The sequence below is a fragment of the Bacillus sp. FSL R5-0443 genome, assembly GCF_038608285.1.
GTDB lineage: Bacteria > Bacillota > Bacilli > Bacillales > Bacillaceae > Bacillus > Bacillus velezensis.
On the sequence record NZ_CP152013.1, the window covers coordinates 3,760,643 to 3,787,005 of the forward strand.

A 26,363-nucleotide genomic window follows, 5' to 3' on the forward strand; every position below is an offset into this window, starting at 1 on the left:
TGTTTGCTTTTATTCTCCGAGCGCAAAGGTTAATTCAGCTTCACACACGAGCTCGCCGTCAACTTTGGCAACGCCTTTGCCGCGTCCGATCGTACCGCGCGCGCGGGTAATATCAACCTCAAGCTCCAGCTTGTCACCCGGTTTTACCTGCTTTTTGAAACGGCAGTTATCAATCCCCGCAAAAAATGCGAGTCTGCCCCGGTTTTCTTCTTTAATCAGCATCGCAACCGCTCCGACCTGCGCCAAAGCCTCTACGATTAATACGCCCGGCATAACAGGGTATTCAGGAAAATGGCCGTTGAAAAAATCTTCATTCGCCGTCACATTTTTATATCCCGCCGCCCGTTTTCCTTCTTCGACTTCCGTAATTCTGTCTACCAGAAGAAACGGATAGCGATGGGGAATAATTTCTTTAATTTGCTGAGTATCAAGCATTCTCTTGACATCTCCTTCATCGACAATAGTATGTATAGAAGGCATATGTGGCAACCAATCTGTACATTTGGAAGTATATTATGAATCAATTTCTTTTTCAACCGCGCTGTAAACTGTAACCAGCTGGCAATGAGCCTCGTCCATTAATGTGTTATGATAAATAAAGATTTTTACCCTATGCAAAGAGGTTGGAAGATGATTGCTAAGTTTACTGAAAAACGTACGCTGGTGATGCTGAATGAGTGGTATGACGCCATGGGAAAACGCCAATTCGATCTAGCCCGTTCCCTTCACGAACAAATCAATCAGCATCTCCCCAAATTACAAAAGAATGCAAAGCTCAAACTCAGATATCAGCTGTTTTTCGCACGGTTTCAGCTGCTGTTTGAGAAAAAAGACGGTCTGAATAAGCTGTTCTGCGAGCTGAAGCGGCGCAAAGATGAGATGGATCATGAATTAACTTATTATTTCTATTTTTTCAAAGGGTTATTCCATATGGTGAATGGCGCTCCGAACCGTGCTGTCTGCCGCTTTAAAGAAGCTGAACAGTACCTGCCGGCCATTCAGGACCGTTTCGAAGCCGCTGAATTTTATTATAAAACAGCGGGTGCATATTACATGATGAAGTCGCCTGCGCTCTCCATTCAATATGTCAATAAAGCGCTGGAAATCTATCAAGATGAAGCCGGCTACATCAAAAAAACGCTCAGCTGCCGGCTGCTTCTCGCCGTGAATTATATAGACGAGGCACGCTATGACGACGCAGAACAGCTCTTCAATGAATCCATAAAGATAACGGACCGGATCAATGACAATAACCTGCTGTGCCACGCCTATTATAATTTTGGTTTTTTAAAGACCGCCCAGAAAAAAGATAAAGAGGCCCTCCCTTTTTACAAAAAGGTATTGGGCAATCAGCGTTTCGAGAAAGAGTCTCCCGTTTCCTACCTGCATTGTGTGTACGAAGCGGTCAGAGCACTTTTTAAAACCGGCTCTGCCGCCGAAGGACAAACCGTGCTGCAGAAAGGTTTATACATATCTGAAAAAGTGCAGAACAAGATTATGAAATTGAAGCTGACCGCGCTCAACATACTGTACACCGCTCAGGAGGACCCGTACGACCGATTGCAGAAGCTCGTGCTGGAGCTGCAGAAAATTGAAGCGTGGGTGGATTTGGAAGTGCTGCTTCAGGATATTACTGATTACTACAAAAAAAAGGGCGATTTTGAGAAAGCCGCATTTTTTATCATGCGCGGCTGATCAAAACGCCCCTTCTTTTATCTGACTGAGTTGATTAAGCCCAGCATTTGGTCTCCCAATGTAATCGTGCGGCTGTTCAGCTGATAGGAACGCTGAGACACGATTAAGCCGGTCATTTCTTTTGACATATCGACATTTGAACCTTCAAGCGCGCCCTGCTCCATGCCGATTGCCTGCCGGTTTGCGCCGGTAAGCTCTTCAATCGCTGAAGCCCCCGCGCCGTTCACGGAAAACAGATTATCCCCTTCCGCATGAAGCGCCTGCGGATTATTGACATTGACGATGCCGAGATTAAACGTCTGCGAACGGGTTCCCGCCTGGTCTGAAGCCGTCAGCGTTCCGGTTTTGCTGATTTTCAGCTGAGTCAGCGAACTGTCAATTTGTATGGGCTGACCGTTCTCATCGAGAATGGGATTGCCTCCCGCTGTCATTAGCTGAAGCAGCCGGTCATTTCCGCCGGCCGGCTTGAGGGAAAGTGAGCCGTCCCTTGTATACACCCGCCGTCCGTCCGCTTCTGCCTGAAGATATTGATAAGGTGATGTGAACGCGATATCAAGGTCACGGTCGGTTTTTTTGATGCTTCCCTGCCCTGAGTCCAGCTGCGGAGTCATGACCGTTCCGGCGCCGAGACGCAGGCCGGGCGGCGTTTTCCGCATGTTCGGCGAATTTTCCTTTTTGTCATCTATATGGTCATACTGCTGTCTGATCAGCTCGGAAAAGCGGGAGTCCCTCGCTTTATAGCCTGTCGTATCACTGTTTGAAAGGTTGCTGCTGACTGTATCCATCTGCTGCTGAAGCTGATGTAAGGCTGTTGAAGCCGTCAGCATTGATCTGAGCATCATAATTGAATGTCCCCCATTTTGTTACACTTTGCCGATTTCATTTGCGGCTTTATCCATGCTTTTATCGTAAGCCTGAATGACTTTTTGATTGGCTTCAAATGATCTGTATGCTTCCGTCATTTCTGTATACGTGCTCGTCACGTCCACGTTCGAAAGCTCCGAGACGCCTTGCTTTAATGAATACGAGACTTGGGGATTCGCCGCCGCGCTCGGCAGTTCAGAGCCGTCGGCCGTGCTGTATAGGTCATTGCCGTCCCGTTTCAGATTGCGCACGTCTTCTTCCATTCTGATATCAATCTGCCCCGCCGGCCGGCCGTTTGTCGTGACCGTTCCGTTTTCTGATACGGTGAATTTTTCATTGTCGACTGTAATCGGCTGTCCGTTTGTTGATAACACAAGGTTTCCGTTTATCGTAAGCTGATTGTTTTCATTTAATGAGAAAGTGCTGCTTTTTGAATAGCGGACGCCGCCTGCGGTCTGCACGGGATAAAACAGCTCGGCGTTTTCATTCGTTTCGGCATTCTTGGGAACCTGATTCTCCATCAGCGCGATATCCGTCGGCTGATCGGTCGTTTTCAGGCTTCCCTGCGTAAACAACGGTTTCAGCTCCTGCATGTATACGCCTGTGTTGACGGAACCGATTTTCGTTTTTTTATCGCCTTCTATTCGGCTCAGAAGCATCTCGGGAAAGGCGCGGATTGAACCTTGATCCTCTTTGTACCCTGATGTATTCGCGTTTGCGATGTTATTTGACAGCATTTCCGTTCTTCTCTGCTGTGTAATCATTGCGGACGTTGCGGTATATAATCCTTTTAACAAGTCTTCCACCTCTGAAATAGCATTATTTCCAGTTGCCTCACCGGAACATTTGTTCTATAATGAAAATCAGCATTTTTCTTATTATCGGATTTACATTCCCGTTCGTGAAGGGTTTGACAGAAAAAAACCCCATTCTTTTTCAGAATGAGGTTTTATCATCAGCTCAGTTTGCGTTTTGGAAGCTTGTCCATGTTATCCAGCATGACGCCGGTTCCGACCGCAACACAATCCATCGGGTTCTCAGCAACAAGAACAGGCACCCTCAGCTCTTCGGCAAGAAGCTGATCAAGCCCGTTTAACAGCGCTCCCCCGCCGGTAATGATAACGCCGCGGTCGATGATGTCAGCGGACAATTCAGGCGGTGTTCTTTCAAGAACCTGCTTGGCGGCCTGCACAATGACGGCAACTGATTCACGAAGGGCTTCTTCTACTTCTTTGCTGTTTACTGTAATCGTTCTCGGCAGACCGGAAACCATGTCACGGCCGCGGATGGTGATTTCTTCATGACGTGCGTCTGGGAAAACCGTTGCGACCTTCACCTTAATATCTTCAGCGGTACGTTCACCGATCAGCAGCTTATACTCGCGTTTGATATAATTTAAGATTTCCATGTCAAACTTGTCCCCAGCCATCTTAATAGAAGAGGAGGTGACAATATCGCCCATAGAAATAACTGCGATATCTGTCGTACCGCCTCCGATGTCAACAACCATGTTACCGCTCGGCTGGAAGATTTCCATACCCGCGCCGATAGCGGCAACTTTTGGTTCTTCTTCAAGGTACACATGCTTTCCGCCGCTTTTTTCAGCTGCTTCTTTAATCGCTTTTTGCTCAACGGATGTAATATTCGTCGGGCAGCAGATCAGCATGCGCGGTTTTGAGAAAAGTCCTTTTACATTCAGCTTATTAATGAAATGTTTCAGCATGGCTTCTGTTACTTCGAAGTCTGCGATTACGCCGTCTTTCAGCGGACGGATCGCAACAATATTCCCAGGTGTACGTCCAACCATTCGTCTGGCTTCTTCACCGACAGCCAGCACTTTGCCGCTGTTTTTATCAAGTGCCACAACGGAAGGCTCATTCAGAACAATTCCTTTTCCTTTTACATGGATCAGTACATTTGCAGTACCGAGGTCAATTCCAATATCCCTTGCAAACATCTATTTATATCCTCCTTGATATCTGTTTCACAGTAAAATATCCACATTGTGCCCTAATTATATATATTATCATAATTTATCAAAAAAAAGCTGCTGAACGATATAAGTTCTTGACAAAATTTTGCGGATATTCGCGAAACCGCCCGGGAGGAGAAAAAAGGGCCCGGCAGACGTCAGGCGCTACGGCTGCTGAACGGGCTCCCCTTCAAGAATTTCATCCTTCTTGTACTTTAGTTTCGTCGCCTCTCCCCCTCTTAAATGTCTGATGGATTTATGATAATCGAGTATTTCTTTTACTTCATTCGCCAAGTCAGGATTGATTTCAGGCAGGCGCTCTGTCAGATCTTTGTGTACGGTACTTTTGGAAACACCAAACTCTTTCGCAATGACACGAACGGTTTTTTTCGTCTCCACGATATACTTGCCAATCTTGATTGTTCGCTCTTTGATGTAATCGTGCACACCACTCGACCTCCCCAGTTGGATGTGAGAAGTGTGAAATGAGATCCGTATTCTGTAACAGATTCACTGATGATGCAGCTTCTTCGTTGTCCGATTATATAAGAAAGTTTTAGAAATATGCCCACGATCCCTCACCTCAAACACTCTCTTTGATAGGTTTGTAACAGTGTATTAGCAATGAATTGGGAATATGCTAAAAACTCAATAAGGACAAGGGGCGGGTCATAATTTTCTGCTTTTTGATCGGGGGGTTTACATCCGCGCGATCCTGCTGTAGAATGAAACAGCACAATTAGTTACTTAGGTAAGTTTTTTGAAAAGGAGAACGGAAATGATCCACGTCAACAGACGCCTCATTCACCAAATCAATCAATGCGCCCGCCTGATTACGAAGAAAGCCAATGAACGGCTGGAACCATTCGGCCTGTACTCCTCTCAATGGTCAATCCTATATTGCTTAAAAACGATCGGACCGATGACCCAAAAAGAAATCTGGTCCTACCTGAACGTAGAGGCGCCGACCGTTACCAGAACGATCAAACGCCTTGAAGAAAACGGCTGGATTCAGCGGGAACAGGGAGAAGACAAGCGGGAAAAGCTCGTCGTCCTGACGAAGGAAGCTGAATTGAAATACGACAGCATCAATCAAGAGATGCTGAAGTTCGAGGAAGACATGCTTGCGGATTTCCAAGATGGAGATAAGGAAGCTTTTTCTGAGTTTCTGAATGTGTTTTTAACGAAATAGAAAAGAAAGGGAAGTGCTGTACTTTTGAGTAAATCTGACTCGATCTGGACCAAAGATTTTATTATGGTCGTACTCGTGAATTTATTTGTCTTTGTGTTCTTTTATACATTTTTGGCCGTGCTGCCTATCTATATGATTCAGGAGCTTGGCGGCAGTGAATCGCAAGGAGGGCTTTTGATCAGCCTGTTCCTGTTATCTGCTATTATCACCCGTCCTTTTTCAGGGGCGATTATTGAACGGTTCGGCAAGAAAAGAATGACGATTGTATCCTTGGCGCTGTTCGCCCTGTCTTCTTATCTGTATTTGCCGCTACACAATTTCTATCTGCTGCTCGGACTGCGTTTTTTCCAAGGCATCTGGTTCAGCATTTTAACGACGGTCACGGGCGCAATTGCCGCTGACATTATTCCCGCCAAGCGGCGCGGCGAGGGGCTCGGTTATTTTGCGATGTCTATGAACCTTGCCATGGCGATCGGTCCTTTTCTCGGGCTGAGTCTCGTGAAAGTCATTTCGTTCCCGGTTTTCTTTACGATTTTTGCCGTATTTGTTTCTTTAGGCTTGCTGATTGCTTTTATGATTCGTGTGCCGGATCAAAACAACAGCGGAACGACTGTCTTCCGTTTTTCTTTCTCCGACATGTTTGAAAAAGGCGCGCTTAAAATCGCGATTGTCGGGTTGTCCATTTCTTTCTGTTATTCAAGTGTGACTTCATATTTATCCGTTTATGCAAAGACGATCCACCTGTTAGATGTCAGCGGCTATTTCTTCGTCTGTTTCGCAGTGACGATGATGGCCGCCCGTCCTTTCACAGGAAAGCTGTTTGACAGAGTGGGGCCGGGAATCGTCATCTATCCGTCGATTATCGTGTTCTCCGCGGGGCTTTGCATGCTGGCGATGACAAACAGCGCCCTCATGCTTCTCTTGTCCGGTGCCGTAATCGGTCTCGGATACGGATCTATCGTACCTTGTATGCAGACGCTGGCGATTCAGAACTCGCCCGGACACCGTTCAGGCTTTGCGACGGCTACCTTCTTCACTTTCTTTGACAGCGGGATTGCCGGCGGATCCTATGTATTCGGCCTCTTCGTCGCTTCGGCCGGATTCCATTCGATTTATCTGGCAGCGGGGCTGTTCGTCCTGATTGCTTTGCTCCTGTATGGCTGGAGCCAGAAAAAAAGAACGCCGCTTGAAGCGGACGGAAACGTTTCAATCGCAGACTGATATGACAAAAAGCCGGGGGCAGCCCCCGGCTTTTTTTATTCGGCCGCTCTTTCCCGCACGATTCGTCCCTCCGCTTTTACATAAGGAGGATGAATATACATAAGCGCCGTATAACCGAGACATGACAAAATGACACCCGCAAACCAGGAGATATCATAGATGCCGGCGAACGCCGGGACGTACATCCCGATTAAAGAAATAAACGCGCCGAGAAAAGTCGCGGCAAAGGCCCGGTAATTATAGCCTTTGTAATAAGTGTACTGTCCGGTTTCCGAATAAAGGTCTTCAACTGAGAGCTGCCTTTTTCTGATGATAAAATAATCAGCCATCATCACCCCGGCCACCGGTCCGAGCATCCCGCCGATGAGCCCGAGAAACGCATAAACATTCGTGGCGCTCTCCATCAGCTTCCACGGTATTGTGAACAGAGCCAAAACGGCGGCCAAATACCCTCCCCTCCTGAATGTAATATACTTCGGCAGGACATTCGCCAAGTCATAGGCCGGTGACACGATGTTTGCCGCCACGTTAACCGAGACGGCGGCGATGCAAAGTGTGATGACCGAAAGAGCGATAACGAAAGGATTATCAAACCGGGCCAAAATCTCCACCACATCCCAAATCGGTTCTCCGAATGCTACTTGTGATCCTGATGTCACCGTGATGCTTGCAAACGCGAACAGCGCAAACGTTCCCGGCAGCCCGTAAAACTGGCCGCGAATCTGTTCTTTTTGCGACGCGGCGAACCGGGTGAAGTCAGGGATATTCAGGATCAGCGTCGCCCATATTCCGATAATGCCCGTCACTCCGGCGGCAAACGGCCAAAACGCTTCAGAAAAGGTGTGGAACTTTCCCGGCTGTGAGTAAATCGGTCCGAGCCCGCCGGCAATATCTATCGCCCACCAGACCATGCCGCCGAAGACGAGATAAACAAGCGGGCCCGCCCACACTTCAAATTTTTTGATTGATTCCATGCCGTGCCGCAGCACAAGCAGATGAATGCCCCAAAAGAAAATGAACGACAGAAAACCCGGCAGATGAAGCCCGAGTATATTCCAATCTCCGCCGAGACTCCCCCAGCCCGGCCATATGTTCAAAAGCAGAATGTGCAAAGCCGTGCTCCCGGCAAATGTTTGAATTCCGAGCCACATGATGGCTGTAAACGCCCTGAGAAGCGCCGGAATGTTAGCGCCGTATATTCCGTAAGAAGCCCTGATAATGACCGGAAAAGGCAGTCCGTATTTCGTTCCGGCATGGCCGTTCAAGGCCAAAGCGGCGAACAAAATGAGTGACGCCGTCACGATAATGGCGAGCACCTGCCACGGAGAAAGACCGATCGCAATGAGCCCGCCCACAGTCGCGTAGGTCGGGATATTATGAATACAACCCATCCAGATGGATGCAAAATTCACCGCTTTCCATGTCCGTTCGCCGTCTTCTAAAGGCAGTAAATCTTTGTTGCTTAGCCGATCACTCGTTGTTTTTTTCATTTTCTCCCTCCCGCATGTGCGTTTTCCTTACATCACATGTGAAAAAATATAACTGAAAATTCCGTAAATAACATTGGTCGCTGTCGACAATAATCGTTTTGATTTTTGAGCACATTACACAAAAAAAGAGACGGGGAGAGCCCATCTCTTTTTGTTGCGCCTGTTAAGAGGCTTTTTTGAGGAGAACCGAAAACCGGAACGCCATCAAAAGGCTTACAGCGCCGACAACGATAAGAATCGTCCCAAGCATATGAAAATGGCCGGCGGTAATTTCTTTTCCGAAAAGAATGCCCAAAATGACAGAAGACAAAATCGAACCGAGATACCGGCAGGTCTGAAACAGGCCGGACGTTGTTCCGACCATGTCGGCGGGGCTCGTAGTCAGCATGGCCGCCTGAAACGTGACATTTCCGAAGCCGTAGCCGACACCCAGCACGGACAGGATCAGCCCTTTTCCTATCATGGGCGCCTGAAGAAAGAAAAACGTTAACAGCACCGCCCCGATCGCGGTCAGGCAGGTTCCGGCAACAATCGGCTGAAGAAGCCCTTTCTTATCTATCCATTTTCCGGTCAGAGGCGACACCAGAATACTCATGCCCGACATAAACAGCATAATCAACCCGCTTGTCTGAACGGACAAATGCATTTCATCCTGAAAATAGCTCGGAAGCCCGAAAAAGATGCAGTAAAAGAATATATTCAGCAAAATAAATTGAATATACACCGACGATAGTTTCCGATGCGTTTTAAACAGCCTGACATCAATAAACGGCTTCTCTGTTTTCAGCTCGCGCCAGATAAACAGCCCGACAAACAAAAGCCCGAATACGCCTTCTGTATAGTGAGGCTTCGTACTGAAGGACAATAAAAACGACAAAAGAAGGATAATCGCTCCGGCAAACAGGAGTATCCCGATCGTATCAAGCTGGCGGAGCACGCCTTTCAAGCCGCCGATCTCGCGTTTTTCATCTTTCGGAAACATATACATTCCGAGAAAAAAGCTGAGAATGATAAACGGCAGATTGACGAAAAAGATTGCCGGCCACCCTCCCCAAACGATCAGAAAACCGCCGAGAGTCGGACCGAGCGCCGTCATGGCTGATGCAAAGATTGACAGGACGGCCAGCGCCGAAGCCTGCTTCTCCTGTATATTGGAACGGATCAATCCGACGCCGGACGGATATATCGCGCTGCTTCCGATCGATTGAAAAAGACGCATGATCAGCAAAGTCATAAAAGTCGGCGCAAACGGCGCGCCGACCGCCGAGACGGCAACAAGCAGAAGCCCGATCAAAAACAGCTTCTTCCTGCCGAGCATATCACCGAGCTTCCCGGTAACAGGCTGCGCCACCGCGCTGGCCAGATAAAAGGACGATATCAGCCAGGACACCGTTGTAAACGACAGGTGAAATTCATGCTGAATACTGTGAAGCGCAAGAGAAATCATCGACGAGTTCAATGGGTTCAGCATCGTCCCCGAAGCCACGGCCGTCAAGAACAGGACGCGGCTTTTTTTGGAGATTGTCATTTTGTCTGTGCGATAAATTCTTCCGTCGTCCGGCTTCTGCCGATTTTCGGGAAGATAAACTTGAGTGTCGCTTCGTGCTGTTCATCGCTGAATGTCGCCATCGCGTCAGTTACGAAAACTTGCTGATACCCGAGCTGAAAAGCTTCTCGCGCCGTGCTTTCCACACCGATGTTTGTCGCAATCCCGCATAACACAATCGTGTCGATTCCCCGTCTTCTGAGCTGAAGGTCCAGGTCCGTGCCGAAAAACGCGCCCCACTGCCGTTTTGTTACCGTATAATCGTTTTCTTTCACTCCGATGTCAGGCACAAATTCAGCCCAGTCCGCCGGCGGAGCCGAATGGCCCGCCGCCTCTTCATCCGTCAGCGGCTTCAGCGCATCCGCTCCGTCATGAAAATCCACGTTCACAAAGCTGATAAATCCGCCTTTTTCCCGGAACACATCAATTAATTTTTTCGCGTTCGGCACAACGGTACCGCTTTTATCAATCGGCACAATGCCTTTTTGTAAATCAATAAGGACCAAAGCCGTTTTTTCAAATTGCAGATTTAATGATGTTGTCATAATGATTCCTCCTGATGCAGTTAGTGTTTCTCACCCCGTTTATTTTACTCTTTCCCGGACAGGATTTCTTCCGCCGTGCTCCGGCGCTCTTTTTATGGATATAAAGTCGCACGACACCCATTTGAAAAAGCAGCATTATGAACGCAAAAAACCATGTCAGATAACCTTACATGAAAATGTTTTATCGTTCTTTTTTCTCTATAATAATGAATTAATCACAATTACATTCTGAATGAGACGGAGGAATACAACATGCAGATGGGCGATACAGTATTTATGTTCTTTTGCGCTTTACTCGTGTGGCTGATGACCCCCGGGCTGGCTTTGTTTTACGGCGGAATGGTAAAAAGTAAAAATGTGCTCAGCACGGCGATGCATAGTTTTTCTTCTCTCGCCATCGTATCCGTCGTTTGGGTTTTGTACGGATATTCACTTGCTTTTGCCCCCGGCAATACATGGCTTGGCGGGATTGAATGGGCCGGGCTGAAGGGGGTCGGCTTTGAACCCGGAAGTTACAGTGATACGATCCCGCATTCCTTGTTCATGATGTTCCAAATGACGTTTGCCGTACTGACAACGGCCATTATTTCCGGAGCATTTGCTGAACGCATGAGATTCAGTGCTTTTCTTGTATTTTCCTTTTTGTGGGCTTCCCTCGTATATACGCCCGTTGCCCACTGGGTATGGGGCGGCGGCTGGATCGGCCAAATGGGCGCTCTTGACTTCGCAGGCGGAAACGTCGTCCACATTTCTTCCGGAGTCGCTGGGCTTGTGCTGGCGATTGTGCTCGGGAAACGCAAGGACGGCACGGCGGCTTCGCCTCACAACTTAATTTACACGTTCTTGGGCGGAGCGCTCATCTGGTTCGGATGGTTCGGCTTCAATGTCGGAAGCGCCCTCACGCTTGACAGTATCGCGATGTTTGCCTTCATTAACACAAACACCGCGGCTGCAGCCGGAATTATCGGCTGGATTTTAATCGAATGGATGCTGAATAAAAAACCGACCATGCTGGGCGCTGTATCAGGCGCTATCGCCGGGCTTGTCGCCATTACGCCGGCTGCCGGGTTCGTTACGCCGTTCTCTTCCATCGTAATCGGTTTCATCGGGGGGCTTGTCTGCTTTTGGGGCGTTTATTGGCTCAAAAAGACTTTCGGTTATGATGATGCGCTTGACGCTTTCGGCCTGCATGGGATCGGCGGCACATGGGGCGGCATCGCGACCGGTTTATTCGCCACCACTTCCGTCAATGACGGCGGGGCAAACGGGCTGTTTTACGGCGATCCGGGACTGCTCTGGAAGCAGATTGCGGCCATTGCGGCAACCTATGTATTTGTATTTATTGTCACTTTCGTTATCATTAAAATTGTAGGTCTGTTCATTCCCCTTCGCGCCAGTGAAGAAGAAGAGTCACTTGGGCTTGATTTAACGATGCACGGGGAAAAAGCATATCAGGACTTATAAAGTGAGGAGTGGCTTAGATGAGCGGTCAAATGTTCAAGGTAGAAATCGTTACGCGTCCGGCTAAGTTTGAAACATTGAAACAGGAACTCGGTAAAATCGGAGTCACATCGCTGACCTTCTCCAACGTACACGGCTGCGGCCTTCAAAAAGCCCACACCGAACTGTACCGCGGAGTCAAAATTGAAAGCAATGTGTATGAACGGCTGAAAGTGGAAATCGTTGTCAGCAAGGTCCCCGTTGATCAAGTCGTGGAAACGGCGAAAAAAGTGCTGAAAACGGGAGAGCCCGGAGACGGCAAAATATTCGTCTATGAAATCGGAAACACGATTAATATCCGCACCGGAGAAGAAGGACCAGGAGCTTTATAAACAGGCAGAACGCCCGGAGACAGAAATGTCCCGGGCGTTTTTTCAGCTTCATTAAAAAGAAGAAACCTTTTTTTCATGCGGGACAGGCCGCTTATGCCGTACGGGTTGTTTTTTCGCATATGTACTGATATTGACCAGTATGCCGCACAAAAACAGCGTCATAATTAATGAAGAACCGCCGTAGCTGATAAACGGAAGCGGCACACCCGTAACCGGGAGAAGTCCGCTCATCGCTCCCAAATTCAATACAACCTGAAACATTAATTGAAACGTAATTCCGATGGCAAGAAGCTTCCCGAACGGGTCATCAGCCCGCACGGCCGTTTTTACGCCGAGAAGCATTAACGCAAAATATAATCCCAAAACGATCAGAACACCGAATATCCCCAGTTCTTCGCTGATCACGGCCATAATGAAATCGGTATGCGCCTCAGGCAGATAGTTCATTTTTTCAACACTGTTTCCAAGCCCTCTTCCGAAAAACCCGCCTCCGGAAATAGCAAAATAGGATTGAATCAGCTGATAGCCGTCCCCGTTCGCGTCACCAAACGGATTGGTAAAGGAAACGAGGCGCTTCACACGATAGGAAGCCGAAAATGCGAGATAAACAACCCCGGACACCGCCGTCGCGCCGAGCACGAACAGATGGCGCTTTTTCAAGCCGGCACATAATAAAATCGACCCGCACGCCGCCAGGATTAAGGAAGCCGTCCCTAAATCAGGCTCCGCCAATGTCAGCAGAAAAGCAGTTCCCAAAATCACTAAAGGCGGCAGAACCCCTTTCACAAATTGATGAATGTACGGCTGCTTTTTCGTATAAATCGAAGCGAAATACAAAATCATCGCGATCTTAGCCAATTCAGACGGCTGTACGACAAGCGGGCCCGCTCCCAGCCACCTGCGGGAAAAATTCCGCTCCAGCCCGATTCCCGGTATCAATACGAGCAGCAGCAATACCAGCGAACCGACCACAAACAGCGGTACAAGCCGCGCATACCGCTTATACGGCAGACAGGCGGCAAATAGAAATAAGCATAATCCGATCAGTAAAGAGGTACTTTGTTTATGGAAGAAATAGGATGGATCTCCATACCGCTGAGACCCCATCACATCACTGGCGCTGTACACCATTAACAAGCCGAATCCGCAAAGCAGCATAATGACAAACACAAGCGGCAGATCGGCGTTTTTCAAACGTTTCAGCAACGGACAAAACTCCTTCGGCTATTCTTTTCCCGCATACTTGACGCACAGTAATACAGTCACGTTTCATTCTGTTTACTTTTTTATGATTATTTTTAATACCAATTGTGTCTCATAGAAAAAAGCATTACACTGTTCATATAAAATAAAGATAAAAGGTGATATTTGTGAATTACGAACTATTTAAAGCGATCAATGGTTTGTCGCACCATAGTGCCATTCTCGACTCTATCATGGTATTTATTACGGAATACGCCATTTACGCCTACGCCCTTTTCCTGCTTGCCATGTGGCTGTTCGGAAGCACAAAAGGCAGACAAAACGCCCTGTACGCGGGCTTCACGGGTGTTGCAGCGCTTATCATCAACTACCTCATCACGAAAGTCTATGTCGAGCCGCGCCCCTTTGTCGAGCATACGGTTCATACGCTGATCCCCCATGCCGCGGATGCTTCATTTCCGAGTGACCATACGACAGGCGCTTTGGCGATTTCAATTGCGATTCTGTTCCGCAACAAAAAACTCGGCTGGCCGCTTGTGATTTTCGGCCTTTTGACCGGCTTCTCAAGAATTTGGGTCGGCCACCATTATCCGATCGATGTGCTCGGAAGCATTATCGTTTCCCTCATTGTCGGATTCCTGCTGTTCAGATTTTCAAATGTGCTTCGTCCGATTGTCGATCTGATCGTGCGAATCTATGAAAGTATCGTTCATAAAAGCAAATCGACAAACCATAATATATAAAAAAAAAAGCCGGCGTCTGTCACAGACTGCCGGTTTTTGTATGTTTGGCTGTGTGCTTTTTCCTTTGTAAAGCACAGAATGCGGCAATGCCGAGACTGTCAATCAGCACATCGCGGAGGCATCCGTTTCTGCCGAAAAAGAGCTGGACGATTTCTGTCAGGAAAGCGGCGGCCAATGCATACAGCACCGCCCTCTTCATGCGCCTGCGCTCCCTGAAAAACAAATAGGCGAGCACAAAAAATGAAAACGCGTGCCCGAGCTTTTGAATCGCCGCTTCCGGTATGGCGAGCTCCGCCATATCGAACACAAAGAAACCGGACACATCCGGATGCGGCGTGAAACGGAAGGACACCGTCTGCGACACAATCATATCGTGAAAGCTTTCCGTCAAAGCCGAAACGAAAACAAAGACGAGCCACCCGGCCGCCAGACATTTATTCATTCAGCATCTCCTTCGTTTTCTACTAGTATAAAGGCACATGCGGCAATATGAAAAGCGCCTATCAGAGCTGATAGGCGCTTTGGGATCAAGATTACTTGCCCGAATCTTTCATTGAGCCGTCATCTTTACCATCTGTCTTGTCTTTTGTGCCGTCCTCTTTGTCACCTGGTTTTTCTTCGGTTTCTTTTTTAGGCGTCACATCTTTTTTCTCGGAAGACTGCTGAATTGACCCTTCCGTTTCTTCTGTCACAGCGTTTTTCTCTTCAGCCGCCGCTTTTTCAATAGATGTTACCGGCTTGTCCATAAAATTGAGCGGGTTCATCGCTACGCCGTCCTTGCGGATTTCAAAGTGCACGTGATTTCCGCTTTCTTCACTGTAAAGGTTTTTTCCGGATTTACCGATGACCTGGTTCTGCTTTACTTTGTCGCCCTGATCGACGCTGACTTCAGATAAAGACTGATAGACAGTAGACAGGCCGTCTGAGTGTTCAATTTCAACCACATATCCCAGTACCGGGTCTTTAGCAGCTTTAACAACCGTACCGCTCAGAGAAGCAGAAACATCAAATGATTTTCCGTCTTTCTCAGCTAAGTCAATTCCTTTACTGAGGCTGTACGTGTTATTATAGTTAACAAGTGCTGCTTCTTTCTCTTTTTTTGCGGCATCAGTTTCATAAAACTTTTTCACAACAGAAACATTTTCAGAATGAGCAGCCGGCATTGCGACGTTTTCCATTGACTTGCCTACTTCGACGGCATCGTCTTTGCCGCTGTCATACGCGGAGTTTCCGCCGTTGTTCGTCAGATTGTCCTTCACATCATTCGAAACGGATTGATACCAAAGGACAGCTGTTAAAATGACGGCCGCACTGACTAAGTAGATTGCAGGGAATATCCAGCGTTTGCGAAAAAACCGCTGAAGTTTTTTGACTTGAGAAGTTTTCTTTTCTTCCTCTCTCATTTGTTCATCACCTCAGCAACATTCTGAACACTTTTCTGAAAATATATACACATCCATAAAAAACTTTTTTGGAAATAGTATGTGCAGATTGCACTTGATTATGTAATAAAATGTGAAGGGAGATCCCGGAATATGAATTTGACCCTGCGCAAAGCCGTATTGGAGGATTTAGATGCGGTGGTGGCCATATACAACTCGACGATTGCCTCACGGATGGTAACGGCTGATACGGAAGAAGTGACGCCCGCAGACCGGATGGATTGGTTTTTGCGGCACACGGACCGGCGCCCGCTGATGGTCGCGGAAGATGAGACCGGCAAAGTGGCGGCCTGGATCAGCTTTGAAACGTTTTACGGCCGTCCTGCCTATGACAAAACGGCGGAAATCAGCATCTATCTGCATCAGGATTGCCGCGGCAAAGGAGCAGGAAGCTTTCTGCTGAAAGAAGCCCTGGCACTCGCTCCGGCAATCGGCATCCGCAGCCTGATGGCTTTTATCTTCGGACATAATGTGCCGAGCATTAAGCTGTTTGAAAAATTCGGTTTTACCGAATGGGGCGTATTCCCGGGTATCGCCGAAATGGACGGAAAACGATATGACTTGAACATTTTAGGGAGAGAACTGTCATGATCACCATCGATAAAGACAAAGACGAAAACCAGCCGCTCAATAAAAAAGCCCGTTCCCTTGCCGACATCGCCAAATGGGGAAAGATCACCGCCGTGTTTCTGATCATCACGGGCTCTCTTTCCGCTCTGTCAGCCATTGTGACGCTGCTCGGAGCCATTCCGGGGGTTCTGCTCATCATTTCCGGCGTCATGCTGATGCGCTCGGCAAAAGCGGCTGCCGCCCTTCAGGAAGGACTAGAAGAAAACGCGGAAGAAAATATGCTTGCACATTACGCGTCATCTATCAAAATGCAGTTTTTTTACGCGGCATCCAGTGTGGTATTGGGCATTCTCGCTTTTATTTTAGTCGTCATCTTCGCTGTCATCGGAATTATCGCTTATCACAGCACTGATACGTATGACACGCCTGATTCATATTACTATGAGAACGACCCGGTGTTTGAATGACAAAAAGAGCTGATCGCGTGTCAGCTCTTTTTTAATAAAGCATTTCTTTTTTCCGGTCTTCTTCCGTTAAAAATTCAATAAAGCTCTTCATCGCAGACGGCTCCTCGGCAATCAGCCGGGTATAGGCGCTTTTCCGTTCCTCGGACAGAATGTCGCTTTTTCTGATTCTGTTCAGCATATAAAGGCGGATCGTTTTTTGCACCTGTTTCCGCTGATAGCCGGCTTCCTTAAAAAACGCAAGACCCAGAGCCGCAAGGAGGGCAAAAATGCCGGCCGATACGAGAGCTCCTCTCCCGGAAGGGGCCTGAATCAAAAGCGATGCCAGATGAAACAGACTAAAAGCGGCGAGCGGGAAAGCAAGAAAACGGTAAATGATGCTTTTTTTCATCAGCGGCGCGATGGCGATTTGTATTTTCTGAATTTCTTTTTTTATGAATCCCGGCAATTGTTCCGCATGCTCCAGCTTCATGCCCTCTCCCCTTTGCTGTCATTTTTGTCTTCTTTTTCATATATGCATATTTTACCGCACCCGGAACTTTCTTTGAAAGAAAACTGCATTCATCTTTGATTCCGGCTCTTTATTCTTTCAAAATGTCAATGTTATAATTTGAAATGGGAATCAGATTGCTGCACTTGTCGGAATACTAATGGGCACAGTCTTGATAAATATGATATAGCGGGGTTGCAAAGTGAGCATTTCATTTATTTTATTCGGATTTTTTTTCGTTTTAAATATACTTTTGGCCGTCATCATGATTTTCAAAGAAAGACGCGATGCCAGCGCTTCATGGGCTTGGCTCTTGGTTCTTTTTTTTATTCCCATTTTAGGGTTTATTTTATACCTGTTATTCGGCCATAACCTGAGACGCAAGCATCTGTTTCAGTGGGAAGACCGTAAAAAAATCGGGATAGAAAAGCTGCTGAAGTTTCAGCTGAAAGATCTGAAGTCGAGGCAATTCCAATTTAACAACAGGGCGACTGTGGATAATAAAGACCTCATCTATATGCTTGTCATGAACAACCACGCAGTCTTTACAGAGGATAATTCGGTGGAGATATTGACGGACGGGCGCGATAAGTTCAAACGCTTAATGAAGGACATTTCCAACGCAAAAGATCACATTCACCTTCAATACTATATTTATAAAGGTGATGAACTGGGAAAAAAATTGCGCGATGCCTTAGTGAAAAAAGCACGCGAAGGCGTAAAAGTCAGAGTGTTATATGATGAACTCGGTTCAAGATCACTCAGAAAAAAATTCTTCAAACCGCTGCGGGACGCCGGCGGCCATGTGGAAGTCTTTTTTCCTTCCAGGCTTCGTCCGATTAATTTGCGGCTCAATTACCGGAATCACCGCAAGCTCGTCATCATTGACGGCGAAATCGGCTATGTCGGCGGCTTTAACGTCGGAGATGAGTATCTCGGCCTGAATCCGAAATTCGGCTACTGGCGCGATACGCACCTCAGGCTTCAAGGCACGGCGGTACACGCCATTCAGACACGGTTTATCCTCGATTGGAACCAAGCCTCCCATCATCATACGCTCACATACGTTCCGAATCATTTTCCGGAATGCGAGCCGAAGGGCAATGTCGGGATGCAGATTGTCACGAGCGGACCGGACTCAGAATGGGAACAAATTAAAAACGGCTATATCAAGATGATCTCAACGGCCAAACGGTCAATCCTGATTCAGACGCCTTACTTTATTCCTGACTCAAGTCTTTTAGATGCCCTCAGGATCGCCTGTCTGTCAGGCATCGACGTCAAAATCATGATTCCGAACAAGCCGGATCACGCTTTCGTTTACTGGGCGACTTTATCTTACATCGGCGATCTTTTGAAAGCCGGAGCCTCAGTCTACATTTACGATAACGGCTTTATTCATGCAAAAACGATTGTCGTCGATGATGAGACGGCTTCAGTCGGTACGGCGAATATCGACGTCAGAAGCTTCAGACTTAATTTTGAAGTCAACGCCTTTATTTATGACGTCACCATTGCGAAAAAACTCATTTCCTCATTTAAAGAAGATCTGCTCGTCTCCAGAAAATATACGTATGAAGAATATCAGGAGCGTTCGCTGTGGATCCGCATTAAAGAATCGATTTCAAGACTTCTTTCGCCGATTTTGTAATTCCCGAGGTGTTTCTCGGGAATTTTCTGATATAAAAACGGACACGGCATGAAAAAACACATTTTATATTCAAAAGAATGACCGAATAGTGTATAAATGAAAAGTGAGTATTTTTTTGTAAAGGAGTGCCAAAGTTTGAAACCTGAATCAGTGAATCGTTCGCTTATTTCTATTTCGAAATGGGGAAAAGCGACAGGTATTTTATTTATTATTATGGGTGCGTTTGCGGCGCTGTCGGGCGCGTTTTTCTTTTTAATCGGAGCCATTCCCGGCGTTTTGCAGATCATTGCCGGCATTTTTCTGATGCGCTCGGCAAATGAAGCGGGACAGATGGCGGAGCAGTTCAATGAACTGACAGAGGAACATATGCTGGAGAATTATGCAAAGTTCGTGAAAATGCAGGGGATCTACCTGATTGTGACGATCGGCTTGTCCGTTCTCGGTATTGTTCTCTTCATTGTCCTCATGACGCTCGGCATCGTGGACGGCGTGTTTAATAATATTGATGCCAATACATATTAAAAAGGAAAATCCCGGCGCATCCGCCCGGGATTTTTTCTTATTCCGCTTCTTCGACAACGGGAAAGTTTTTCTGCTCTGGATTTGCCAATACGGCGATGGCATAATAGCGCAGCTGAGACGCTGTCTGCAAATATTCTTTCGGACATTTCGGCTTCAGCTCAAAAAAAGTTTTTTCAAATAAAACTTTTCCTCAGAGTTTCAACTGAAATCACTCAATTGTTCGACTGTTCCTGATCAGGTTTAGAAGCAAGAATTGTGATTCTGCAAAATAAGGATAAAAGCCATGGCGGAACAAGACCACTTATCATACAGTTTTTTGGGTCTTTGTAATTAAATTACAATTGTTCTTAATATTCACTCATGTATTCATGCTATTATATTGAAAGGAACGATCAAAAGCGTTGGCGTTCGTTAAATATTTACGAGTGCTGCCTCATGTCAAAGTCAGAAAAAATAGTATAGGAGGTAACATATGTTTAAGTTTAAAAAGAAATTCTTAGTTGGATTAACGGCTGCTTTCATGAGTATCAGCATGTTTTCGGCAACCGCCTCTGCAGCTGGCACAGATTACTGGCAAAATTGGACTGATGGGGGCGGAACAGTCAACGCTGTCAATGGATCTGGCGGGAATTACAGTGTTAATTGGTCTAATACCGGAAATTTCGTTGTTGGTAAAGGCTGGACTACAGGCTCGCCATTTAGAACAATAAACTATAATGCCGGAGTCTGGGCGCCGAATGGCAATGGATATTTGACTTTATATGGCTGGACGAGAGCACCTCTCATCGAATATTATGTAGTGGATTCATGGGGTACTTACAGACCTACCGGAACGTATAAAGGTACTGTAAAGAGTGATGGAGGTACATATGACATATATACAACAACACGTTATAACGCACCTTCCATCGATGGCGATAACACTACTTTTACGCAGTACTGGAGTGTTCGCCAGTCGAAGAGACCGACCGGAAGCAACGCTGCAATCACTTTCAGCAATCATGTTAACGCCTGGAAGAGCCATGGAATGAATCTGGGCAGTAATTGGGCTTATCAAGTCTTAGCGACAGAAGGATATAAAAGCAGCGGAAGTTCTAATGTAACAGTGTGGTAACAGCTCATCTTTAATTAGGGGCAGCTAACGGGCTGCTGATCGTTCCTTGAGAAATTTTATAATGATTGTTAAGAGGCGAACGGTTTTGGCATTGCTGGAGGCAGGGTATCATTTTTTGTTTAACTTGCTCACAGCTGACACCTTCACATAAGTCTTAAGCAAAATATAAATATCCCGGTAATTACCTCCTTTAGTTTCGGAGGATTTCTTCATTAAACAGATCGCAATCCCGCATCCAGGCTTGTCTGAATATGGGGCCAAAACCGTGATTTCCTCATTATCCCTTGTAACCATTTTTGTTACACCGCTAGCGGCATGAACCAATCTCTTTTTAACAAAAGAGATGATTCATTACATCATAAAGGGACTTGCTCGCAAGTTCATTCTCCATTGCCCGCTGTACGCTTCCGAACGTCTCATCGAGCGCGCGCTGAATATTTTTGCCGACCGGACAGTCGGGGTTCGGATTGTCGTGAACCGCAAAAAGCTCTTCCTTATTCTGCACCGCCCTGTAAACCTCTAAGAGGGTGATCTCCGACGGATCTTTTTTCAGGCTGGCTCCCGGAACACCCGCCCGGGATGTCAGAATACCCGCTTTTTTCAGCTGGCTGATCGTTCTCCGCACGACGACGGGATTGGTGTTTACGCTGCCCGCAATCATATCCGATGACGCCCGTTCATCCGTTGAGATCAGCGATAGAATGTGAATGGCCACAGCAAGACGGCTGTTAATCATGTTTTTCACCACCGTTGTAACCACAATAGTTACATTTCATTTGTTTGTCATCTACTAATATACACTAAAACGGGCGGCAGGATGAAATCAAGTTGGCAATAGAGGGTAAACAGGCCGGCGGGAAACCGGCCGAAGAGGGATTAAAATAAGAAATAACGCTGTCCGAGCGGAACATAGCTGACGGGCTGGCATGCCAGCTCTTCTCCGTCGGCGAACACCTGATAGGTTTTCGGATCGACTTGTATATTCGGCATCGCGTCATTCAGCTTCATGTCGAGCTTACTCAGCTTACGGATATTCCGTACGGGAGAAATCATTTTTTCAAGGCCGAGCTTTTCCGGCACACCGTTTGCGATACCGGCCTGGGACATAAATGTAATAGAGGTATTTCGGTTTGCTTTACCGTATGATGCGTACATCTGCCGCATAAACACGGGCTCAGGCGTCGGAATGGAAGCATTCGGATCTCCCATCTGGGCGCGGGCGATCATGCCGCCTTTGAGCACAAGTTCAGGTTTGACGCCGAAGAAAACCGGGTCCCATAGTACAAGGTCGGCGAGCTTTCCTTTTTCAACGGAACCGACTTCATGGCTCAGGCCGTGAGTGACGGCCGGGTTGATCGTGTATTTGGCGATATAGCGTTTGGCGCGCACATTGTCATTGCCGTTTTCTCCTGATAGAGCGCCGCGCTGTTTTTTCATTTTATCGGCCACCTGCCATGTCCGGATAATCACTTCTCCCACCCTGCCCATCGCCTGCGAGTCAGATGACGTCATGCTGATCGCGCCGATATCGTGCAGAATATCCTCCGCCGCAATGGTGGCCGCTCTGATGCGTGAATGACTGAACGCCACGTCTTCAGGCACTTTTGAATCTAAATGATGGCAGACCATCATCATATCAAGATGCTCGTCCATCGTGTTGACGGTATACGGGATCGTCGGCGTCGTAGAGGACGGCAGGATATTGGCGTAAGATGCGAGTTTCATAATATCCGGTGCGTGGCCTCCGCCGGCTCCCTCTATGTGATATGTATGGATAACCCGGTCGCCGATCGCATCAAGCGTATTTTCTAAAAAGCCCGCTTCATTTATCGTGTCTGTGTGGATCGCCACCTGAATGTCCGCCTCATCCGCTGCTTCCATGCAAGCTTTAATGGCGCTTGGCGTTGATCCCCAATCTTCATGCAGCTTCAGGCCGATCGCGCCTGCTTCCACCTGCTCGATCAGCGGCGCTTTATCGGATGCATTCCCTTTTCCTAAGAAACCGACGTTGATCGGAAACTCCTCGGCCGCTTCCAGCATTCTCGACATGTACCATGCACCGGATGTACAAGTCGTCGCTTTACTTCCCGTCGCAGGACCCGTTCCGCCGCCGAGAAGCGTGGTCACGCCTGAAGAAAGCGCGACTTCCATCTGCTGCGGGCAGATAAAGTGGATATGCGTATCCACCCCGCCGGCCGTTACAATTTTCCCTTCGCCGGAAATGACTTCTGTTCCGGCACCGATAATCATGTACGGGTCCACCCCATCCATGATATCAGGATTGCCGCTTTTTCCGACGCCGACAATCCGGCCGTCCTTCACCCCGATATCCGCCTTGACGATTCCGGTATAATCCAGGATAACGGCGTTTGTAATGACCAGATCAAGCGCTCCGTCTTTCCCGGTGATACGCCCGTTCTGCCCCATGCCGTCCCGGATTGTTTTCCCTCCGCCGAAAATCATTTCTTCACCGTAATTCGTGAAATCTTTTTCGACTTCAATCCATAAATCCGTATCTCCGAGTCTGACTTTGTCTCCCGTTGTCGGTCCGAACAGTTCTGCGTATTGCTCGCGTGACATTTTCATCGGATCGCCTCCTCCATCCATCCGGCTTTTTTAAGATTTGACAGAGTCTTCTCTTTTCCCCGCTCATCCATATACGTATCGGCCATGCCGTTGAGACCTCTGACCGTTTTTCGCCCTCCGATTTCCACGAGCGTGACGGTTTTCTCTTCTCCCGGTTCAAAACGGACAGATGTGCCTGACGGGATATCAAGGCGCATGCCGATTGCTTTGTCCCGATTGAAGGAAAGGGCGCCGTTGGCTTCGGCAAAATGAAAATGCGATCCTACCTGCACTGACCGTGTTCCGTTATTGGTGACTGACACCTCCAGCGTCTTCCGGCCTTCGTTAATGGTGATGGTTCCCCTTGCGACTTGAATCGCTCCCGGCTTCATGACTTCACCTCCGCTTTGATCGGCTGATGAACGGTGACAAGCTTAACCCCGTCCGGGAACGTCGCTTCCACCTGAATGCTGTCCAGCATTTCCGGAACGCCTTCCATAACATCTTTTTCCGTCAATACATTGCGGCCGGATTCCATCAGCTCAGCAACGCTTTTTCCGTCTCTCGCGCCTTCCATCAGATAGCAGGTCAAATATGCGGCGGCTTCGGGATAATTCAGCAGAACGCCGCGCGCCTTCCGCTGCTTAGCGAGCTCTCCCGCCGTAAAAATAAGCAATTTTTCTTGTTCAACCGGTGTCAGTTTCATCTGTATTCCCCCTTAGTGATAGTCAAACACAATCCGCATGGTCATACCGAAACGATGCAGGCGGCCGTCACCCCCTTCACCTCATGAAATGTTAAGTGATAAAAGTTATTCGACGGTGAACGGCCCGATTCCTTTTGCAGAAATTACCGATTTCTCATTTTTTTCTTCAACAAACGTTTAATCAAATGTGAAGAAAGGTTACATTCTTTGTGAATATTATAAAGAAATTGCTGAGGAATTTATAGAATATTTCAAAATTTAGTGAATATTAACCAAATGAACTGGAATTTTTGTCATTTCTCATAACAAAAAGCCCAAAATATTTTGGGCTTTTGCTGTGTTTCACTATCAAATTAATCATCACTGAGTTTATCTTTCGTTTTGCCGACACCCTTTTGCAGGCTGCCTTTCGCTTTGTCTTTTTTACCTTCCGCTTTTAAGTCGGACTTGTTTGCCATGTCGCCTGCTTTGTCCTTTGCTTCCCCTTTCATTTTGTTCATGCCGCCTTTTACTTTGTCTTTTAAACCGTTATCTTCACTCATGATCTCTTCAACTCCTTTTTTGTTCTGTGTACTTGTTTTCTTCCCTTTCAGCCTGATAGCAAACATTTCAACTCTCAATTATTGATTTCACAGCGTTCCCCGTAGCGGAGCACTTTGTAAACAGCCAATCCGTCTGACAGCTTATTATCCCCGTATTGCACCGGCAGAAGGGCAAAGAAAACATAATAAGTTGAAAAATAGACAAATTGGTAAAAAAATAAGTTTGGCTCGAGGACATCTTTTATGATCAGCAGATTTATTAAAAAGATAGAAGCGAGATTAAACAGACAGCCTCCGGAATAGACGAGCGCGCTCGTCAGACGGTTATCTATCCGCAATTCGCCGAACTTGCAGAAAGAATCTATGAAGTAGATACGCCGAACCTGAATCGGCCCTACTTTTAAAAGACGTTTCCCCATTCCGATATCCAATGATGCCTTGCCTCCGAACAGCATGGCCATAAAGCTGTGTCCCGCCACATGGATGACAGACACCATCGGCAGAATGATGAGAAATGATACAAAAAACTTTATCATATCATTGAATCCGAACAACAAATCCCTCCTTCCCATCATACTTTTTTCTCTCTTTTGCGATTTTTCCGTTTTTTTCTATGGTCAAACGTTATGATGTGCATAAAAAAATAACCATCTGCTGATCAGATGGTTAAGAAAATTATATATCGTATAAACACTGTTCTTTTTGAATGTTTTCTCTCATGCGAATCGCTTTTTCATAAAAATACGCCGCTTCTTTATATTGCTCATGTGCGCTTGTGTAAACGGCGGCCTCCAAGGCGAAATCTTCAATATACACATACAGCGATTTTTCATTCATATAGTCAAACACTTCATGGATTAAATCCATATTGAGTGACTCCAAATAAAGCGCTTGTAAAAACTTATACTTCTCTAAACTGAATCGATCGCCCCGTTCTTTCGCGATCATGACCCCTCTTTCATAATAGGTAAGGGCCGCTTGGTCATCATGCAGCCTGAAAAGGGTGTGCGTTAAGCTGAACAGCGCCTTCGGAAGCTGTTCAAGCTGATGCTCTTCAAAAACGGGAACCGCTTTTCTAAAGTACCGGGCCGCTTCATCCAGATCTCGCTTTTCAGAATAACAATTCCCCAGATTGTAAAGCGAAGACCCGATCAGGCGGGGCTGTCCTTCAAGCAAAGAAAGGCGGAGGGCTTCGTCTAAATGCTCAAGCGCTTTGTCGTAGTTTTTGCAGTCGATGTAGTTTCCTGAGATGACGAAATGGCATTGAATTCTCCGCACTCTGTAGAAATCGTGTTTCATATACGTATCCAGCGCCTGAATCCCGTGATTCATGGAAAAATGAGTCTGCTTCATGACATAAAACACTTCAGACATCTTGAAATGGAATTCCGCCCTCTCTATATCATCCTCGACAAATGAAAGGAGTTTTTCCGCTTTCCGGTAAAAAGAAATAGCCGCAACATAGTTATTGTGATCGAATTCATACATCCCTCTGAACAAATGGAAATAATACTCAGACAGTCCCGATATGCTGTCCGTGCTTTCGATCGTCTTTTGCAGCTCGCTGTACTGAATCTGTGATTGTTCGGTGCATTCCGGCTTGACGTAATCAAGCATAATATGATGGCGGTAGCTGATCAGCTGATAATATAACAGCAGCAGCTGGTCTTCCTCCATACGTTGTATATCCTCATCAATTTCCTCTTTCAGCTTTATGGCATCAGCCGCTTGAAACGCTAAAATGTGCTTGTACCATTTGTTGATCTTGACTCCAACTTGAGATGACGGAATCTCGTATGCGGTCATGCCCCTTTCACAACCTTTTCTAATTTCTATTGGTTATATTTTAACATATTGTATGGCTTTGGAATTGCATAACTTGATTGTCCTGCATCAAAATTCCTATCATATATTTCGGCTGTCATCGGTATTTTTTGAACAGACCGCTCTCATATTGTGAATAAAAAAGCCTGCCCTTGTCCGGGCAAGCTTTT

30 protein-coding genes are annotated in these 26,363 nt (G+C 47.0%); 11 read left to right on the forward strand and 19 right to left on the reverse strand.

The annotated features are described in order from the left end of the window. Positions 1-9: 9 nt before the first annotated feature. Complete coding sequence (fabZ, locus tag NYE28_RS18935; RefSeq protein ID WP_003151242.1) at positions 10-435, reverse strand: 3-hydroxyacyl-ACP dehydratase FabZ; 426 nt, start codon at positions 433-435, stop codon at positions 10-12. 195 nt (positions 436-630) lie between these two features. On the opposite strand from fabZ, the gene NYE28_RS18940 reads away from it, so the two are divergent. Next, on the forward strand, positions 631-1,695 hold the full coding sequence (locus NYE28_RS18940) for a tetratricopeptide repeat protein (protein WP_007407559.1): 1,065 nt from the start codon (positions 631-633) through the stop codon (positions 1,693-1,695). 17 nt (positions 1,696-1,712) lie between these two features. Here the strand turns inward: NYE28_RS18940 and NYE28_RS18945 are convergent, their stop codons facing one another. The 4 genes from NYE28_RS18945 to spoIIID all read right to left on the reverse strand — a co-directional run bounded on the left by NYE28_RS18945 (position 1,713) and on the right by spoIIID (position 4,978). After that, positions 1,713-2,534: a flagellar hook-basal body protein gene (locus NYE28_RS18945; RefSeq protein WP_012118640.1), complete on the reverse strand. Its 822-nt coding sequence runs from the start codon at positions 2,532-2,534 to the stop codon at positions 1,713-1,715. Between the two features lie 24 nt (positions 2,535-2,558). After that, positions 2,559-3,356: a flagellar hook-basal body protein gene (locus NYE28_RS18950; RefSeq protein WP_007614310.1), complete on the reverse strand. Its 798-nt coding sequence runs from the start codon at positions 3,354-3,356 to the stop codon at positions 2,559-2,561. A 158-nt stretch (positions 3,357-3,514) separates the two neighbouring features. Then, complete coding sequence (gene mbl / locus NYE28_RS18955; RefSeq protein ID WP_003151237.1) at positions 3,515-4,516, reverse strand: cell shape-determining protein Mbl; 1,002 nt, start codon at positions 4,514-4,516, stop codon at positions 3,515-3,517. Positions 4,517-4,696: 180 nt separating this feature from the next. After that, entirely contained in the window at positions 4,697-4,978 is a 282-nt protein-coding gene (gene spoIIID, locus NYE28_RS18960) for a sporulation transcriptional regulator SpoIIID (RefSeq protein ID WP_003151236.1), read from the reverse strand. A 331-nt stretch (positions 4,979-5,309) separates the two neighbouring features. On the opposite strand from spoIIID, the gene NYE28_RS18965 reads away from it, so the two are divergent. Together NYE28_RS18965 and NYE28_RS18970 are read left to right on the forward strand one after the other, a co-directional pair. After that, positions 5,310-5,723 carry a MarR family transcriptional regulator gene (locus NYE28_RS18965; protein ID WP_007407562.1) on the forward strand — a complete coding sequence of 138 codons (414 nt, stop codon included), beginning with the start codon at positions 5,310-5,312 and terminating at the stop codon, positions 5,721-5,723. Positions 5,724-5,747: 24 nt separating this feature from the next. Beyond that, positions 5,748-6,944, forward strand: coding sequence for an MFS transporter (locus NYE28_RS18970; RefSeq protein ID WP_012118641.1), 1,197 nt, complete (start codon positions 5,748-5,750; stop codon positions 6,942-6,944). A 35-nt stretch (positions 6,945-6,979) separates the two neighbouring features. Here the strand turns inward: NYE28_RS18970 and NYE28_RS18975 are convergent, their stop codons facing one another. The 3 genes from NYE28_RS18975 to NYE28_RS18985 all read right to left on the reverse strand — a co-directional run bounded on the left by NYE28_RS18975 (position 6,980) and on the right by NYE28_RS18985 (position 10,525). After that, entirely contained in the window at positions 6,980-8,434 is a 1,455-nt protein-coding gene (locus tag NYE28_RS18975; RefSeq protein WP_132105685.1) for an NCS1 family nucleobase:cation symporter-1, read from the reverse strand. Positions 8,435-8,597: 163 nt separating this feature from the next. Further along, positions 8,598-9,962 (reverse strand): MFS transporter, encoded by a 1,365-nt coding sequence (locus tag NYE28_RS18980; RefSeq protein ID WP_080130577.1) that lies wholly within the window; start codon positions 9,960-9,962, stop codon positions 8,598-8,600. Beyond that, the gene (locus NYE28_RS18985) at positions 9,959-10,525 is read right to left on the reverse strand and encodes an isochorismatase family protein (RefSeq protein WP_012118644.1); all 567 of its coding nucleotides are present in this window, start codon (positions 10,523-10,525) and stop codon (positions 9,959-9,961) included. Before NYE28_RS18985 ends, NYE28_RS18980 begins: the two co-directional genes overlap by 4 nt. Before the next feature lie 252 nt (positions 10,526-10,777). On the opposite strand from NYE28_RS18985, the gene NYE28_RS18990 reads away from it, so the two are divergent. Further along, on the forward strand, positions 10,778-11,989 hold the full coding sequence (locus tag NYE28_RS18990; protein ID WP_003151223.1) for an ammonium transporter: 1,212 nt from the start codon (positions 10,778-10,780) through the stop codon (positions 11,987-11,989). Between the two features lie 17 nt (positions 11,990-12,006). Then, entirely contained in the window at positions 12,007-12,357 is a 351-nt protein-coding gene (locus NYE28_RS18995) for a P-II family nitrogen regulator (protein WP_003151222.1), read from the forward strand. A 51-nt stretch (positions 12,358-12,408) separates the two neighbouring features. Here NYE28_RS18995 and ftsW read toward each other — a convergent pair whose 3' ends face one another. Further along, positions 12,409-13,563, reverse strand: coding sequence for a putative lipid II flippase FtsW (ftsW, locus tag NYE28_RS19000; protein ID WP_015418402.1), 1,155 nt, complete (start codon positions 13,561-13,563; stop codon positions 12,409-12,411). A 164-nt stretch (positions 13,564-13,727) separates the two neighbouring features. Between ftsW and NYE28_RS19005 the strand changes: the two genes are divergently transcribed. Next, the gene (locus tag NYE28_RS19005; RefSeq protein WP_003151220.1) at positions 13,728-14,303 is read left to right on the forward strand and encodes an undecaprenyl-diphosphatase; all 576 of its coding nucleotides are present in this window, start codon (positions 13,728-13,730) and stop codon (positions 14,301-14,303) included. Positions 14,304-14,322: 19 nt separating this feature from the next. Here NYE28_RS19005 and NYE28_RS19010 read toward each other — a convergent pair whose 3' ends face one another. Further along, positions 14,323-14,745, reverse strand: coding sequence for a VanZ family protein (locus NYE28_RS19010; RefSeq protein WP_007407570.1), 423 nt, complete (start codon positions 14,743-14,745; stop codon positions 14,323-14,325). A gap of 91 nt (positions 14,746-14,836) precedes the next feature. Continuing rightward, positions 14,837-15,706, reverse strand: a complete 870-nt coding sequence (locus NYE28_RS19015; RefSeq protein WP_007407571.1) for a M23 family metallopeptidase — start codon at positions 15,704-15,706, stop codon at positions 14,837-14,839. Between the two features lie 138 nt (positions 15,707-15,844). On the opposite strand from NYE28_RS19015, the gene NYE28_RS19020 reads away from it, so the two are divergent. Both NYE28_RS19020 and NYE28_RS19025 read left to right on the forward strand, forming a co-directional pair. Beyond that, entirely contained in the window at positions 15,845-16,336 is a 492-nt protein-coding gene (locus NYE28_RS19020; protein WP_087920810.1) for a GNAT family N-acetyltransferase, read from the forward strand. Then, positions 16,333-16,782 (forward strand): DUF5362 family protein, encoded by a 450-nt coding sequence (locus tag NYE28_RS19025; protein WP_342490217.1) that lies wholly within the window; start codon positions 16,333-16,335, stop codon positions 16,780-16,782. Before NYE28_RS19020 ends, NYE28_RS19025 begins: the two co-directional genes overlap by 4 nt. Before the next feature lie 31 nt (positions 16,783-16,813). Here the strand turns inward: NYE28_RS19025 and NYE28_RS19030 are convergent, their stop codons facing one another. Beyond that, complete coding sequence (locus NYE28_RS19030) at positions 16,814-17,251, reverse strand: DUF5392 family protein (protein WP_007614328.1); 438 nt, start codon at positions 17,249-17,251, stop codon at positions 16,814-16,816. A 220-nt stretch (positions 17,252-17,471) separates the two neighbouring features. Between NYE28_RS19030 and cls the strand changes: the two genes are divergently transcribed. From cls to xynA, 3 genes are all read left to right on the forward strand, one after another. Continuing rightward, positions 17,472-18,920, forward strand: a complete 1,449-nt coding sequence (cls, locus tag NYE28_RS19035; RefSeq protein ID WP_059367652.1) for a cardiolipin synthase — start codon at positions 17,472-17,474, stop codon at positions 18,918-18,920. Positions 18,921-19,055: 135 nt separating this feature from the next. Beyond that, positions 19,056-19,442: a DUF5362 family protein gene (locus NYE28_RS19040; RefSeq protein WP_012118649.1), complete on the forward strand. Its 387-nt coding sequence runs from the start codon at positions 19,056-19,058 to the stop codon at positions 19,440-19,442. 472 nt (positions 19,443-19,914) lie between these two features. Next, positions 19,915-20,556 (forward strand): endo-1,4-beta-xylanase XynA, encoded by a 642-nt coding sequence (gene xynA, locus NYE28_RS19045; protein ID WP_007407578.1) that lies wholly within the window; start codon positions 19,915-19,917, stop codon positions 20,554-20,556. A gap of 331 nt (positions 20,557-20,887) precedes the next feature. On the opposite strand, the gene NYE28_RS19050 is transcribed toward xynA, so the two are convergent. The 7 genes from NYE28_RS19050 to NYE28_RS19080 form a co-directional block, all read right to left on the reverse strand. After that, positions 20,888-21,292 (reverse strand): Rrf2 family transcriptional regulator, encoded by a 405-nt coding sequence (locus NYE28_RS19050; RefSeq protein WP_003151203.1) that lies wholly within the window; start codon positions 21,290-21,292, stop codon positions 20,888-20,890. Positions 21,293-21,432: 140 nt separating this feature from the next. After that, positions 21,433-23,142 (reverse strand): urease subunit alpha, encoded by a 1,710-nt coding sequence (gene ureC / locus NYE28_RS19055; protein WP_012118651.1) that lies wholly within the window; start codon positions 23,140-23,142, stop codon positions 21,433-21,435. Further along, the gene (gene ureB, locus NYE28_RS19060; protein WP_076424650.1) at positions 23,139-23,513 is read right to left on the reverse strand and encodes an urease subunit beta; all 375 of its coding nucleotides are present in this window, start codon (positions 23,511-23,513) and stop codon (positions 23,139-23,141) included. The genes ureC and ureB overlap by 4 nt, the downstream gene beginning before the upstream one ends. Continuing rightward, positions 23,510-23,827, reverse strand: a complete 318-nt coding sequence (ureA, locus tag NYE28_RS19065; RefSeq protein WP_007407581.1) for an urease subunit gamma — start codon at positions 23,825-23,827, stop codon at positions 23,510-23,512. The genes ureB and ureA overlap by 4 nt, the downstream gene beginning before the upstream one ends. Before the next feature lie 353 nt (positions 23,828-24,180). After that, positions 24,181-24,369, reverse strand: a complete 189-nt coding sequence (locus tag NYE28_RS19070) for a CsbD family protein (protein ID WP_003151197.1) — start codon at positions 24,367-24,369, stop codon at positions 24,181-24,183. Between the two features lie 74 nt (positions 24,370-24,443). Further along, positions 24,444-24,923: a hypothetical protein gene (locus tag NYE28_RS19075; protein ID WP_012118654.1), complete on the reverse strand. Its 480-nt coding sequence runs from the start codon at positions 24,921-24,923 to the stop codon at positions 24,444-24,446. 121 nt (positions 24,924-25,044) lie between these two features. Further along, on the reverse strand, positions 25,045-26,175 hold the full coding sequence (locus NYE28_RS19080; protein ID WP_007407584.1) for a tetratricopeptide repeat protein: 1,131 nt from the start codon (positions 26,173-26,175) through the stop codon (positions 25,045-25,047). Positions 26,176-26,363 lie beyond the last annotated feature (188 nt).

Bases quoted from the DNA above. Each gene is read 5' to 3' on its own strand.
- NYE28_RS19080 (WP_007407584.1), bottom strand. From the start codon at position 26,175: ATGACCGCATACGAGATTCCGTCATCTCAAGTTGGAGTCAAGATCAAC.
- mbl (WP_003151237.1), bottom strand. From the start codon at position 4,516: ATGTTTGCAAGGGATATTGGAATTGACCTCGGTACTGCAAATGTACTG.
- NYE28_RS19015 (WP_007407571.1), bottom strand. From the start codon at position 15,706: ATGAGAGAGGAAGAAAAGAAAACTTCTCAAGTCAAAAAACTTCAGCGG.
- NYE28_RS19070 (WP_003151197.1), bottom strand. From the start codon at position 24,369: ATGAGTGAAGATAACGGTTTAAAAGACAAAGTAAAAGGCGGCATGAAC.
- NYE28_RS18940 (WP_007407559.1), top strand. From the start codon at position 631: ATGATTGCTAAGTTTACTGAAAAACGTACGCTGGTGATGCTGAATGAG.
- NYE28_RS19030 (WP_007614328.1), bottom strand. From the start codon at position 17,251: ATGAAGCTGGAGCATGCGGAACAATTGCCGGGATTCATAAAAAAAGAA.
- NYE28_RS18980 (WP_080130577.1), bottom strand. From the start codon at position 9,962: ATGACAATCTCCAAAAAAAGCCGCGTCCTGTTCTTGACGGCCGTGGCT.
- fabZ (WP_003151242.1), bottom strand. From the start codon at position 435: ATGCTTGATACTCAGCAAATTAAAGAAATTATTCCCCATCGCTATCCG.
- NYE28_RS18975 (WP_132105685.1), bottom strand. From the start codon at position 8,434: ATGAAAAAAACAACGAGTGATCGGCTAAGCAACAAAGATTTACTGCCT.
- NYE28_RS18945 (WP_012118640.1), bottom strand. From the start codon at position 2,534: ATGCTCAGATCAATGCTGACGGCTTCAACAGCCTTACATCAGCTTCAG.
- NYE28_RS19010 (WP_007407570.1), bottom strand. From the start codon at position 14,745: ATGAATAAATGTCTGGCGGCCGGGTGGCTCGTCTTTGTTTTCGTTTCG.
- ureA (WP_007407581.1), bottom strand. From the start codon at position 23,827: ATGAAACTGACACCGGTTGAACAAGAAAAATTGCTTATTTTTACGGCG.
- xynA (WP_007407578.1), top strand. From the start codon at position 19,915: ATGTTTAAGTTTAAAAAGAAATTCTTAGTTGGATTAACGGCTGCTTTC.
- NYE28_RS19050 (WP_003151203.1), bottom strand. From the start codon at position 21,292: ATGATTAACAGCCGTCTTGCTGTGGCCATTCACATTCTATCGCTGATC.
- NYE28_RS18965 (WP_007407562.1), top strand. From the start codon at position 5,310: ATGATCCACGTCAACAGACGCCTCATTCACCAAATCAATCAATGCGCC.
- NYE28_RS18985 (WP_012118644.1), bottom strand. From the start codon at position 10,525: ATGACAACATCATTAAATCTGCAATTTGAAAAAACGGCTTTGGTCCTT.
- NYE28_RS18995 (WP_003151222.1), top strand. From the start codon at position 12,007: ATGAGCGGTCAAATGTTCAAGGTAGAAATCGTTACGCGTCCGGCTAAG.
- NYE28_RS18990 (WP_003151223.1), top strand. From the start codon at position 10,778: ATGCAGATGGGCGATACAGTATTTATGTTCTTTTGCGCTTTACTCGTG.
- NYE28_RS19025 (WP_342490217.1), top strand. From the start codon at position 16,333: ATGATCACCATCGATAAAGACAAAGACGAAAACCAGCCGCTCAATAAA.
- ureB (WP_076424650.1), bottom strand. From the start codon at position 23,513: ATGAAGCCGGGAGCGATTCAAGTCGCAAGGGGAACCATCACCATTAAC.
- ureC (WP_012118651.1), bottom strand. From the start codon at position 23,142: ATGAAAATGTCACGCGAGCAATACGCAGAACTGTTCGGACCGACAACG.